The organism is Mariniflexile gromovii (assembly GCF_017814435.1).
Lineage (GTDB): Bacteria > Bacteroidota > Bacteroidia > Flavobacteriales > Flavobacteriaceae > Mariniflexile > Mariniflexile gromovii.
This window is the reverse complement of the sequence record NZ_JAGJCB010000002.1, coordinates 201842-215094: the sequence shown is the minus strand read 5'-3', so window position 1 is coordinate 215094 and position 13253 is coordinate 201842. Positions and strand designations below refer to the sequence as shown.

9 protein-coding genes are annotated in these 13253 nt (G+C 35.5%); 3 read left to right on the top strand and 6 right to left on the bottom strand.

Translation table 11 applies throughout. The features are described 5' to 3' along the window. Positions 1-48 precede the first annotated feature (48 nt). From J8H85_RS02800 to J8H85_RS02790, 3 genes are all read left to right on the top strand, one after another. The gene (locus J8H85_RS02800; protein WP_209652471.1) at positions 49-567 is read left to right on the top strand and encodes a hypothetical protein; all 519 of its coding nucleotides are present in this window, start codon (positions 49-51) and stop codon (positions 565-567) included. Between the two features lie 194 nt (positions 568-761). Beyond that, positions 762-2018 (top strand): Y-family DNA polymerase, encoded by a 1257-nt coding sequence (locus tag J8H85_RS02795; protein ID WP_209652470.1) that lies wholly within the window; start codon positions 762-764, stop codon positions 2016-2018. A 208-nt stretch (positions 2019-2226) separates the two neighbouring features. Then, positions 2227-2670: a LexA family protein gene (locus J8H85_RS02790; RefSeq protein ID WP_209652469.1), complete on the top strand. Its 444-nt coding sequence runs from the start codon at positions 2227-2229 to the stop codon at positions 2668-2670. Between the two features lie 149 nt (positions 2671-2819). Here J8H85_RS02790 and J8H85_RS02785 read toward each other — a convergent pair whose 3' ends face one another. The 6 genes from J8H85_RS02785 to J8H85_RS02760 form a co-directional block, all read right to left on the bottom strand. Continuing rightward, positions 2820-3107 carry a F0F1 ATP synthase subunit epsilon gene (locus J8H85_RS02785; protein WP_209652468.1) on the bottom strand — a complete coding sequence of 96 codons (288 nt, stop codon included), beginning with the start codon at positions 3105-3107 and terminating at the stop codon, positions 2820-2822. A 77-nt stretch (positions 3108-3184) separates the two neighbouring features. Next, positions 3185-4693, bottom strand: coding sequence for a F0F1 ATP synthase subunit beta (gene atpD / locus J8H85_RS02780; protein WP_209652466.1), 1509 nt, complete (start codon positions 4691-4693; stop codon positions 3185-3187). A 160-nt stretch (positions 4694-4853) separates the two neighbouring features. After that, positions 4854-6533, bottom strand: a complete 1680-nt coding sequence (locus tag J8H85_RS02775) for an SGNH/GDSL hydrolase family protein (protein ID WP_245243712.1) — start codon at positions 6531-6533, stop codon at positions 4854-4856. Between the two features lies 1 nt (position 6534). Beyond that, positions 6535-9288: a TonB-dependent receptor gene (locus J8H85_RS02770; protein ID WP_209652464.1), complete on the bottom strand. Its 2754-nt coding sequence runs from the start codon at positions 9286-9288 to the stop codon at positions 6535-6537. A gap of 222 nt (positions 9289-9510) precedes the next feature. Beyond that, positions 9511-11358, bottom strand: a complete 1848-nt coding sequence (glmS, locus tag J8H85_RS02765) for a glutamine--fructose-6-phosphate transaminase (isomerizing) (protein WP_209652462.1) — start codon at positions 11356-11358, stop codon at positions 9511-9513. 156 nt (positions 11359-11514) lie between these two features. Then, entirely contained in the window at positions 11515-13233 is a 1719-nt protein-coding gene (locus J8H85_RS02760) for a DUF4270 domain-containing protein (protein WP_209652460.1), read from the bottom strand. Between the last annotated feature and the right edge of the window lie 20 nt (positions 13234-13253).

The following is a 13253-nucleotide window of genomic DNA, read 5'->3' as shown; positions in this document are numbered from 1 at the left end:
TAATAAACGAATCTTATATCTTTGCTTTTTATATGATACCTTTTAGTTATGAAAACGAAGTTTTTAAGTATTTTATGTGTTTTGGTTATTTCAATTTCTTGTAAAAAAAAACAAGATTTAAGTGAGCTAGCCAATAATAAGAACACAGATAGTTTAGAAATTAAACAAAAAGACATTTCGAAAATTAGATACACCGATTATATTTTAGATAGCAGAGCACAACAAGCTATTATACATTGGGAAGCTTATAGGCAAGTACAAAAAATTGTTGAAGAAGTAAAAAGAGGTGATTTAGGTTTTTTACGCAACAATAGCAAAGAAGTTAAAGAATTATTGCTAAACTTAAAACAAGACATTCCATTGGAGGTAAATAGTTCATCTATTTTATCAAGAATTACGGCCTTAGAAACCAAACTTTTAAAATTGGAAAGTTTAACAAATTTAACTACTACAAGCAAAGAAGAACTGCTTAATAATATTCAAGATTTTTTGGTGGCGTTTTCTAATTTCAACTTACAAATGAATAAGAAAATAGAAAATGATAACATTATTATTGAAAAGCCTTAAAGGATATTGGTTTCAATAAAAATTGGTTGTCTAAAAAGTGTAGTTGTATGTCATATTGAGCTTGTTGAAATATTATAACTTCCCAATAATCATTATCGGTTTCGACAAGCTCCTGACAAATAAAACTTTAAACACTTTTTAAAGAGCTTCGTAAATAGAACAAACAGATAAGCAAAAATCGTATCTTTACTATCATGTACGCCTTAGTAGATTGTAACAATTTTTATGCGTCTTGCGAACGTGCCTTCAACCCCAATTTGTGCAACAAGCCCATTGCTATTTTAAGCAATAACGATGGCTGTGTGATCTCGCGAAGCGATGAAACCAAAGTTTTAAAACTTCCTATGGGAGCACCCATTTTTAAATGGGAAGGGTTTTGTAAAGAAAACAACATACAGGTATTCTCGTCCAACTATCCACTGTATGGTGATATGAGCAGTCGCGTTATGGCCATTCTAGAACAGTTCACACCCGATGTGGAGGTATATAGCATAGACGAAGCTTTTATTCAGTTTAAAGGCTTTGAAAACTATAATTTTATTGATTACGGAAGTCAAATAAGAACCCGAATTTTAAAATGGACAGGCATTCCAACCTGCGTAGGCATAGCGCCAACAAAAGCTTTGAGTAAGGTAGCCAATAAAATAGCACGTAAATTTCCTAACCAAACCCAGGGGGTTTATGTAATCGACTCAGAAGAAAAACGCCTAAAAGCCTTAAAATGGATGAAGATTGAAGATGTTTGGGGCATTGGACGCGGTTTAACAAAACGGTTGAAAGCTAAACACTGCCATACAGCATTCGATTTTGTTCAGCTCCCTGATGATTGGGTGCGTAAAAATTTTTCGATTACCGAATGGAAGCTTAAAAAAGATTTAGAAGGCATTCCCACTTTGCAGCTAGACGAAGTTAAAACCAAACAAGCTATTGCTACCACGCGAAGTTTTGAATACACGTTTTCAGATATTGAAAACATCAAAGAACGCATTTCAACCTTTGCCACAAGTTGTGCTGAAAAGTTGCGTAAACAAGGTTTCAGTTGCCATGTTATTTACGTGATGTTGAGTAGTGATAGGCATAAAAAGGACTTAGAACAACACCGGGCAAGTAGATTAATAACTTTGTCTTACCCTACCGACTCTAGTTTAATCATCAGTCAGCAAGCAGTACAGGCCGTTACACAAATTTTCAAAAAAGGAATCAAATATAAAAGGGCAGGGGTTATTGTTATGGGCTTGGTGCCAACCCATAACCACCAATTACAGTTATTCGAACACGAAAACCCAAAGCACAAACCACTCATGCAAGCCATAGATGGGTTGAACCGAAAATACGCCGATTATAAAGTAAAAATAGCCAACCAAGATTTAAAACGCACTTGGAAAATGCGTCAAGAACGCCTATCGCCACGGTACACTACCAATATCAATGATATTATTAAAGTGAAATGATTTATCCAACAAAGGCAATAATTTCATAAATTAGAACTAAATTTAAAAACGGAATCAGTAATTACTATTTGGGAGATACCTTTATCCTGAAACAAGTTCAGGAACCAGGTCGGGCTTTCCGCTTCAAATGCGCAGCATTCACGATTTCATTGATTTAAAAATAAAATAGATGAGTAATCCCTAACGCAAACAAAAAGCACAAAATAAAATGATACTACATCAATCCAATAACCTAACATTTTTTACGCCGGCGGAGTCCGACAGTCTCGGAGCGCTTTTTTATGATGCAGGTATTTCAGCAGGTTTCCCTTCGCCAGCCGAAGATTTTAAGGAACAACGCTTGTCTTTAGATAAAGAACTTATAAAAAACAAAGAGGCTACGTTTTTTGCACGCGTAAGTGGACAATCGATGATTGATGCAGGACTAGATGATAGTGATTTGTTGGTAATAGACCGAAGTTTAGAGCCTGCAAACAACAAAATAGCCGTTTGTTTTCTAGATGGCGAATTTACCGTAAAGCGTCTAAAAGTAGATAAAGAAGGTGTTTGGTTGCAGCCAGAAAACCCCAATTATCCCATTATAAAAATCACCAACGAAAATGATTTTGTTATTTGGGGCATTGTTACTAACGTTATTAAAAAAGTATATTAGTTTGGGTTCGATTTTCAATGAGGTCTCGACTGCGCTCGACCCTGAAAAATCAAATGGATTGATAAAAACTAGATTATAACCTTACGTTATATTAACAAAAAACGCGAAGCAAAAGCTTCGCGTTTTTTTATTTTAAATAAAGTTAAAGTTTAGTCTACTAAAACAATTACTTTATTGTCTTTCATTTCAATAGTTCCAGAATTGATTTTTAAAGTCAACACTTTGGCATCACCTTTACTTGGTAATATTTCTGGGTGCAGGCCATCCAAAACTAAGTTGTTTTGTGTATGAATTTTAATGGTTCCTTCTTTTAAAAGCGACACAATAGAAGCGTGGTCTTTTAAAATTTGAAATTCACCATTTACGCCAGGAAGCACAACAGATTCTATTTCTGAACCGAATAAAGTAGCTTCTGGTGATACAATTTCTAAATACATATCTCTTTTGGTTATGAGTTATGAGTTATAAGTTATGAGTTTCATTCTGAACTCTGAACTCTGAACTCTGAACTTGATTAAGCTTCCGCTAACATTTTATCTCCAGCTTCAATAGCTTCTTCAATGGTACCTTTAAGGTTGAACGCTGCTTCTGGTAAGTGGTCTAATTCACCATCCATAATCATGTTAAATCCTTTGATAGTTTCTTTAATATCAACTAATACACCTGGGATACCGGTAAATTGCTCCGCTACGTGGAAAGGCTGTGATAAGAAACGTTGTACACGTCTAGCACGTCCTACAGCTAATTTATCGTCTTCAGAAAGCTCTTCCATACCAAGGATGGCAATAATATCTTGTAACTCTTTATAACGTTGTAACAACTCTTTTACGCGTTGCGCACAATCATAATGATCTTTACCTAAAATATCAGCAGTTAAAATTCTAGAAGTAGAATCTAACGGGTCTACCGCAGGGTAAATACCAAGCTCAGCAATTTTACGAGATAATACCGTAGTAGCATCTAAGTGGGCAAACGTTGTAGCAGGCGCAGGATCCGTTAAATCATCCGCAGGTACGTAAACCGCTTGTACCGATGTAATAGAACCTCTTTTTGTTGAAGTAATACGCTCTTGCATCGCACCCATCTCTGTTGCTAAAGTTGGTTGGTAACCTACCGCAGATGGCATACGACCTAAAAGTGCAGATACCTCAGAACCAGCTTGTGTAAAACGGAAAATGTTATCTACGAAGAAAAGTACATCTTTTCCTTGTCCTTCACCAGCACCATCACGGAAATATTCAGCAATAGTTAAACCAGATAAGGCAACACGTGCACGTGCTCCAGGTGGCTCGTTCATTTGTCCGAATACGAAAGTTGCTTTAGATTCTTTCATTTTAGATTTATCAACTTTCGATAAATCCCATCCGCCATCTTCCATAGAATGCATGAAATCATCACCATAACGGATAATTCCAGACTCTAACATCTCTCTTAAAAGGTCATTTCCTTCACGAGTTCTTTCACCTACACCAGCAAATACTGATAAACCACCGTGACCTTTTGCTATATTGTTAATCAACTCTTGGATCAATACCGTTTTACCTACACCAGCACCACCAAATAAACCAATTTTACCACCTTTTGCGTAAGGCTCAATTAAGTCGATTACTTTAATACCTGTAAATAAAACTTCGGTAGAAGTTGATAAATCTTCAAATTTAGGAGCTTGACGGTGAATTGGTAACCCAGCTTCTCCAGCTTTAGGTAAATCTCCAAGACCATCAATTGCATCACCAATTACATTAAATAAACGTCCGTAAACAGCATCACCAATTGGCATTTGTATAGGCGCTCCAGTAGCAACAACCTCAGTACCTCTGCTTAAACCGTCTGATGAGTCCATAGCAATAGTACGTACTGTATCTTCACCAATGTGAGATTGTACTTCTAGTACTAATAAAGAGCCATCTGGTCTTTTAATTTCTAATGAATCGTAAATTTTTGGAAGTTCAGAACCAGCACCGAATTCAACATCGATAACCGGACCTACTATTTGTGCAACCTTACCTGTAACTTTAGCCATTACTTATGTGTTTAATATTATGCGTTTTAATTGAATGAAAACACTTTTAGTTTCCGCGTGCAAAGATAATTTTTTTAATTTAAAATGAAAGTTGTTTTTAAAGCTTTTTTATAATAAAAAAACACCTTGAAATTCAAGGTGTTTTATAGCGTTTTCAAATTTAGTTTAGCGTTGGGGAGTAATTTGTTGGATAATCTCCTGCTTTTGCTACATTTCCGGAGGCTACAAAATTGGAGCCAAATTTCGCATCAATGGCTTCTAAAAATTTATTTGCCATATAAGCATAGCCCCTAGCGGTAAGGTGAATACCGTCTAATCCAATAGCACCACCTGTTGCTAAATTTGTTTTTAAAATAAAATTATCAAAAGGAATTCCATTTGTTTTTGCGTTACTAAGAATAGCATTTAAATCTACCAACGCTACGTTAGGATTGGAGGTTGCTATTGAAGAAATGGTTGTGTTGTAAGCATCGGTAGCGTTTTTTATAGCCAATTGTTCGCTTGGTAGTAACACCCATTTATCAGCCAATGGATTTGTAATGCCTTCTACCGAAAATTGCCCTGCTAGAGCAGGCGATAATCCTTGGCCTATCAAATAAGTATATGTTGCTGTATTTACAGTACCAATTATATAACTGCTTGGTAATACAAGTAAATCGGATGCTGTAGCTTGTCTTGTTTGACCATATAGTGTTCCTAATAATTTTGCTACTATAGGTGCCGCTTGAACTGGTAATCCAAAACTTTGAACAAAAGCAGGAAATGTTGGACTCGCATTTAACACGCCTTCAATTTGAGTAGATATATTGGCTAGATTTTCATCATGTATAACTACGGCACTTGCTGCAGTACTTGAAAAAACAATAGAGCGAGCTGCCGCATTATTAATTGCGTTTTGCGATTGTAAATAAGCATAAACTTGATTTAGTTGCCCAAAAACACCATTTAGTGTAGGTATTAATGGACCAAAACTAGGGTTGGTAGGACTTAAAGGTTTGAACGGAACGGTAGTAAAATGTGGTAAATCGGTTATATACGGAACATTTGTTACCACTCCTTTTGCCCCTCCTGAAGTTAAGGTAGTCACCAAGTAACCAAAAGTGGCATCAAAGCCTACACCAACGGCTCCTGCACTTGGCGTAATAGGGTCTGTATCATCGCCACCAGATAAGGCATATCCTAATACATCGTTCCCTCCAATTTCTGATAATGTAAAGAATGTTGGGTTTTTCGTCATGGCATCACCTAATACGGTAGCCGTTGAACTTGATGCCATTCTTATAAAATATGGATTGGCTGTTTTGGTTGCTAAGTTTGCAATGTTTCCATAGCCATTAAACAGTAAATGATAACTTTTAGCACCTGGTACCCCCATATTATTGAAAGGACCTTTTAAGTTGTTTACTGCTAAATCTGTAGTTGAAACAACTGGACCTATAATGGAAGATAGAGGTACGGGTCCTGCACCACCGAAAACCAATCTTGGCGCTAAAGTTGCGCCAGGAAGTTGAACACCGCCTAATGCAATGCCTCCATAATTATCATTCATTAAAGGCTGTGTAAAGGCGCCACCGCCAACTTTTGCAAATTGTTTGGATAATATGTTTGGAAATGAATTTTCTTGTGAAGCTTTAAATAAGGCACTATCAGTAAATCCTGCAGAGAAAGAAGCACCTACTGCAACATAGCTAGAAAAATCTACACTTCCAGAAGTTAGCTCAGGCAAATCTGCTACAGGATCCATTCTATCTACATCCTCAATGTCATTGCACGCTGTAAATCCTAACAGGATAAGTGACAGCAATATATATTTTGTTTTCATTATTAGCTTAGTTTTCATTTTATAAGTTGTTAATTGTCCATGATACATAATACATAGAACCTATATATCCTGTTCCGTAGGCGGTGTAATATTCTTTTCCTGTAAGGTTTGTAGCTCCTACTTTGAAAATAGACTTCACACTAGGTACTGTTAAGTTAATTTGGGCATCAACAACATGGAATTCTGGTATGGCACCATCTCCAAATGTAGCTTCCCAAAAGTAATCATCACTAAATCTGTATGACACATTAAATCCGAAGTTTTTAAACAACTCGGTATTGCCAAATGACGCTTTAAATTTATGTTCTGGCGTATTAAAGTTGGTTACAAAACTTGGGTATTTTGCTTGATCAAAGTCTAGTTTCGCATAGGTATAGCTGCCGCTTAAATCAAAATTACCCAATACCTTTGTAGACAATCCTAATGAAGCACCATAAGATTTAACATCGGCTTGAGCATTTGTATAAGTACCATAAATTTGATAATCTCCATTTTTTATTGCTTCAAAAGCTGTAGAACTGTCGCTAACTACATCGCCATATAGTGGAGATATAACACGGCCCTGTGAAATAAAATCTTTGTACTTATTGTAATAGGTACTAAAATCAATAATTAAGCTGTTAAATTTACCTCTATAACCAATTTCAGCAGAACTTACTTGCTCTGGTTTTACAATGCTTGGATTTGCGATTTCTAAAAGAGCTGCGTTTCCAGTGGCTGCAGCTGCTAAAGCAGAGGCTGCCGAATAAGAATTAGTATAACCAGCGCGACCTGTTTGTACTACAGTTGCAGGTTGCCCTAATAGCTGACCAGAGGCACTAATGTTATAGGTTCTTGAATATCGATCTAAGTTATCTGGTGCAGAACCTGCTAAAACATAGGCGCCTGTATCTAGACCAATGAATAAGTCTTGCGTTGTTGGATTTCTAAATCCTGTTTGCACGGACGCTCTAATATTATGATTTCGATTTACAGTTAAACCTGCTGAAATTCTTGGTGAAAAGAAGCCATCAAAAAATTCTGATTTGTCATATCTGATAGAGCCTGTAAGCTTTAATTCTAGGTCATCATTTAATTCTAAGTTTTTCTGGATTTGTGTATATATTCCAAATTCTGAATAATCTATTGGACCATCTTTATCGGTATAAATGGTTCCTGAAGAGTTTAAACTGTATTTTCTGTATGAGCCACCAATTTGAATGTCGGCTACATCCGTTAAATGACTAAAATTGTAATTACCATCGGCATGATAGTATTTTGATGCATCTTGAAATTTAGACCCTGTTAATATATCTGGGTCGCTAATACTTTTATTAAATGCTGCTATAAATTCAGGAGAACCCGGTTCAAAACGGCCATTTTCTGCTGCTAATCTGGCAGCTGCATGGGCTTGTTCTTCTGTAGCCCCTCCAAAAGCAGCTCCAACATAAGTGTTAATATAGTCTCCAAACCATTGGGCATCACTTTTCCAAGTTCTATTGATTTGAATTGCTGTAGCAACCATATCGTAAGAGTCTCCAGCATTATCACCTACAACATAGCCTCTTAAAAAGAAATTATTATTTTTTATTTCAAATTTGTGTTGTTCTTGAAAAAAGTCATTTATGTAATACCTATTGGTTCCTTGATAAATGGTTGAACCCGTACCTACTTTACCTACATACGATATTTCAAAGTCGTTTTCAAAAGGTCTGTAATATAAACCCCAATCTGCTTTAACACTCTCAGCGTTGTAATCGGTTAAGTCACTTTCGTCATAACCTGTTCTACTAACAGACACATTGGGTACAATACCAAGTCCGCCAGAAGCAGCTCTTATATTAGTGGAAACAATATCACCATATACGTTTAGACCGTTGTAGTTTACATTGTTCGCTCTCGTACCACCAACCATATTTTTGTCTTCTTTACTGTTTGCAGCCCAATCGGTTCCTTTTAAATAACCAAAGTTCACTTTTCCAGCAAATTTATTGCTGAATTTATGTGCTGCACGAAAGCTTACATCGGTATATGGATTATCGCCTGCGGCTTTTTGAGATGTTAATCCTCTTTTGAAAGATGCACTTATACCTTGATGATCGAAAGGGTTTTTACTACGCATGAATAATATACCGTTAAAAGCATTGGCCCCATAAAGAGCAGATGATGCGCCCGGCAAAAGCTCAACACTTAAAACATCTGTTTCTGTCATCCCCACCAAATTACCAATTGGGAAGTTTAAGGCAGGTGAGGAGTTGTCCATACCATCTACCAATTGCATAAAACGATTGTTGGCAAATGTTGCAAAACCACGCGTGTTAACAGATTTAAAGGTTAAACTATTGGTGTTAACATCCACACCTTTTAAGTTTTCTAAACCATCATAAAAATCGGCAGAAGCTGTATTTTTAATTTCTTTAATTCCTAAACGTTCTACGGTTACAGGCGATTCAAAAATGCGTTCGGGTGTTCTTGAAGCAGAAATAACTACTTCATCTAAAGACGTTCCTTCTTTAAGGATGAAATTTAATTTTTGATTATTGGAAGTAACCTGAATGGTCATTGTTTCAAAACCTACACTACTAGCCTTTACATTAAAAGGTGGTTTTTGACTATAGGTTAAAGCGAAATTACCGTCAAAATCTGTAACGGTACCTGTTGAGGTTCCAGTAATAATAATATTTGCACCAGGAATGGGCTGGTTATTATCATCTACAACTGAACCTGAAATTGTTGTCTGCGAGTATGCTATGCCGCAAATAAACAACAGAAAGAAGGGGAGAATTGTTTTCATTTAGTTTTAATTAGTTTTAGTTTGAGATAAGCAATATAAATATATTATATTTTATTTAAGAATAAAAGTACAAAAAATTATGCACGCATAGTAAAATTTAACAAAAAACAGCGCCTAAAATTGGTTTTTTGGTAAAAAATAGGGGTATAAACAAAGAATAGTCCTGTTTGATGTCTAAAACAGGACTATTCTTTGTAAGGAATATAAATTTTGAATTAAAGATTATTCTACAGTAACAGATTTTGCTAAGTTACGTGGTTGATCTACATTCTTATCTAACAATACTGCTATATGGTATGATAGTAATTGAAGTGGAATGGTAGTTAATAATGGAGACAACGATTCTAAAGTATCCGGTACTTCAATAATGTGATCCGCTAGTTCCCTAACTTGGGTGTCGCCTTTAGTTACAATTCCTATAATTTTTCCTTTTCTCGATTTAATTTCTTGAATGTTACTTACTACTTTTTCGTAATGACCTTTTTTGGTAGCTATTACAATAATTGGCATGTTTTCGTCAATTAAAGCAATAGGGCCATGTTTCATTTCGGCAGCTGGGTAACCTTCAGCGTGTATATAAGAAATCTCTTTTAATTTTAAAGCGCCTTCTAATGCTACCGGGAAATTAAAACCTCTTCCTAAATACAAACAATTGCGAGAATTTTTATAAACATCTGCAATCATTTTGATATGCGCATCCGATTCTAAAGCTTCTTCTACTTTTTTAGGAATTAATTCCAATTCCAATAAATGTTGCCTGAAGCCTGAACTGCTAATAGTGCCTTTAGCTCTTGCTAAGCGTAATGCTATTAGGGTTAAAACGGTAATTTGAGTTGTAAAAGCTTTAGTTGAAGCGACTCCAATTTCAGGACCAGCGTGGGTGTATGCACCCGCATGGGTTTCTCTTGCAATTGATGAACCTACTACATTACAAACGCCGAAAACAAACGCACCTTTAGATTTGGCTAATTTTATAGCCGCTAAAGTATCGGCAGTTTCACCAGATTGTGAAATAGCAATTACAACATCATTCTCACCAATAATTGGGTTTCTGTATCTAAACTCCGATGCATATTCAACTTCAACAGGTATTCTTGCCAATTCCTCAAAGATGTATTCTGCTACTAAACCAGCATGCCATGAAGTACCACAGGCCACTATAATAATGCGGTTGGCATTGAGGAATTTTTTCATATTATCTTCAACTCCAGCCATTTTTATAATAGCTTCGTTTCTTAATAATCGGCCTCTGTAGGTATCAGTAATGGCTTTTGGCTGTTCGTGAATTTCTTTTAGCATAAAATGATCGTAACCGCCTTTTTCAATTTGCTCTAAGTTCATTTGAAGCTCTTGAACATAGGCTGGTACTATAGAATCATCTTTAATTTTTCTTACTTTTATACCTTTATGGAACCTAATTATTGCCATTTCTTCATCTTCCAAATAAATGGCATTTTTTGTGTATTCTAAAAAGGGAGAAGCATCACTGGCTATAAAAAACTCGTTTTCACCAACACCAACAGCTAGAGGGCTTCCTAATCGGGCAATAACAATTTCTTCTGGTTTTGTTTTATCAAAAACAGCAATGGCGTAAGCTCCAATAACCTGATTTAGTGCAATTTGAACCGCTTGACCTAATTTGACGTTTTCTTGAATCTTTACGTCTTCAATTAAATTTATTAAAACTTCTGTATCCGTATCTGATTTGAAAGTGTATCCTCTAGAAATTAATTCTTGTTTTAGAGATTCATAATTTTCAATAATACCATTATGAATAATAACCAAATCGCCAGAATTTGAAAGATGTGGGTGGGAGTTAACATCATTTGGAACACCATGGGTTGCCCATCTGGTGTGGCCAATTCCAATATTACCGTGTTTTGTTATTTCTTTTTCAGCACGTTCTTCTAAGTCTGAAACTTTACCTTTTGTTTTTGAAACCTTAAGGTCTGTGCCATCAAAAATTGCAATACCAGCACTATCATAACCTCTGTATTCTAATCGTTTAAGTCCTTCAATTATAATTGGATAAGCTTCCCGGGTTCCAATGTATCCTACAATTCCACACATAATCTTAAATTTAGTTTTTGGTTTTTAATTGAAACAAATATGTATAATAAAATACTATTCAATGAAAAATATCATATAAAGTTCTTGTTTTATACGACAAAATTCACTTTTCATTCTTAAGAAATGACTTTGTGATGTGAATTTTTTGATATTAAATTATTTCGGTTCAGTAAAAAATACCTTTAGTTTCATTTTTCTATTGGCCGGCACACTTGAATTAGTTCCATACAAAATAGTACCTCTTGGGGTTATAATAGATACTGCTGGAACGGAAGTAACTTCATCTGAGGTACTGCTATTCATAATTTTAGCACTATTAAGTTTGTTGACATTACTAGATAAAACCAAACCTATTTTTGTGTTTGTTGAGTCACTAAGTAAAATATTATTCAAATGCTCGGTTAAATGAATTTTATATTTTGAAATACCTGCATTAGTGGAACGTAGGCCTAAATGAAAATACGTTGAGAAATAGGGTGTTGTTGTATTTGCTACTGTAGGGTCGTAGTTGTAATCTATAAGTTGCGTATTGTTTTCTAGATCGTATGCATAAATTCTGTCGTATTTATGTAAGTCTGAATTGCCATCTGTATCAAGATCAACATCTTCATAAACAATTAACTGGGCGTCGTTTATAAAACGTTTTAATATATAGTTGTCGTTATCGTCTTTTTTGTAATCGCCATTTTCAAGCAGTGTTCTATAGGTTTTTTTAAAGGCCTCTAATGCAGGAATAGATGTGGTAACCCCATTCTTGTCGGTATAATCTACCATGCCACTAAATAAATCAACCACAGCCATGGAGCCTTCGGCGCCTTTTAAGTAAAGTTTTTCATCACCTAAAGTTTTATCGCCGTCTTGCAATGTTACAGAACTGTAGTTATTTATAAAGGTGTTTAAAATATTGCCGGTAAAATTTAACACATAGGTGGATTGTGTTCTTTCGCCTTCTACAGTGGAATCTTTTGAATAATGAATGGTAATGTTAGCATTTGTAGATGCTAAGTTTAATAAAACCATACTGCCATCACCGGCAACTGCTTCGGCTTTAAAGTATAAGCCTCTAAAATAGTTTTTAAAATTATCGTCATTGCTTAAAACAGCATCACCTTCTTTATCTATAATGGCGGCTTTCCAAAAAGCGGCATCCAATTTTGTTCTAAAGGCGGGGGCAGATGAGGTTGTGACTTTTTCTGTACCTTCGCCTACACTAGTTTTAATGGGGTTGCTACTAGGAATAAATGAAGCGTTTGTATATATGGCAGCTCCTTTATTGTTGTCAAAATTTATAACCGAGCTACCATTTGAAGCAAAATTATCGGTAGTATTAATACTGCCATCTGCTTTAGAGTAATATTTTTGAGTTTCATCTAAACCAGCATTTGGGTCAAAACTTCTTAAGAAATAATTATTTTGATAAATGGTTAAATTAAAAGGCTTGATGGTTCCGTCTGATTTTTTCCCATATAGAGAATCTGAAATTGTGTAAGTAGTATTGCCATTAGCATCTGTACCTGTACTTCTACTGAAGTAAGGGATGCTCATTACAACAGAATCGATTACAGTATTATCTCCAAAATCTGGACTGTATGTGGTAGGTGTTAATTGCGTTATAATACTTGCTATAGTTTGCCCATAAGCTGGGTCGTTATAAACGCCCAATAGGTTTGAAGACAAACCGTTAATCTGCAAGGCTTCTAGTTTTTTGTTGTACGCCGCAATTTGAAAGCTAAGCGTATCGGTTTTAAAATTCAAATTTTGTTCCCCAAGTACATCACTTTCAACAACCGAAAAATCTTTATCGCAAGCAATGAAAGATGATAAAACTAATAAAAAAACAACGGGAAATTTAAGGGCTTTAATGGTCTTCTTCATATATATATTGAAATGAATGT

What these genes read in the sequence shown, in the direction of transcription:
- J8H85_RS02800 (WP_209652471.1), top strand. Translation starts at nt 49, where the DNA reads ATGAAAACGAAGTTTTTAAGTATTTTATGTGTTTTGGTTATTTCAATT.
- J8H85_RS02795 (WP_209652470.1), top strand. Translation starts at nt 762, where the DNA reads ATGTACGCCTTAGTAGATTGTAACAATTTTTATGCGTCTTGCGAACGT.
- J8H85_RS02790 (WP_209652469.1), top strand. Translation starts at nt 2,227, where the DNA reads ATGATACTACATCAATCCAATAACCTAACATTTTTTACGCCGGCGGAG.
- J8H85_RS02785 (WP_209652468.1), bottom strand. Translation starts at nt 3,107, where the DNA reads ATGTATTTAGAAATTGTATCACCAGAAGCTACTTTATTCGGTTCAGAA.
- atpD (WP_209652466.1), bottom strand. Translation starts at nt 4,693, where the DNA reads ATGGCTAAAGTTACAGGTAAGGTTGCACAAATAGTAGGTCCGGTTATC.
- J8H85_RS02775 (WP_245243712.1), bottom strand. Translation starts at nt 6,533, where the DNA reads ATGAAAACTAAGCTAATAATGAAAACAAAATATATATTGCTGTCACTT.
- J8H85_RS02770 (WP_209652464.1), bottom strand. Translation starts at nt 9,288, where the DNA reads ATGAAAACAATTCTCCCCTTCTTTCTGTTGTTTATTTGCGGCATAGCA.
- glmS (WP_209652462.1), bottom strand. Translation starts at nt 11,358, where the DNA reads ATGTGTGGAATTGTAGGATACATTGGAACCCGGGAAGCTTATCCAATT.
- J8H85_RS02760 (WP_209652460.1), bottom strand. Translation starts at nt 13,233, where the DNA reads ATGAAGAAGACCATTAAAGCCCTTAAATTTCCCGTTGTTTTTTTATTA.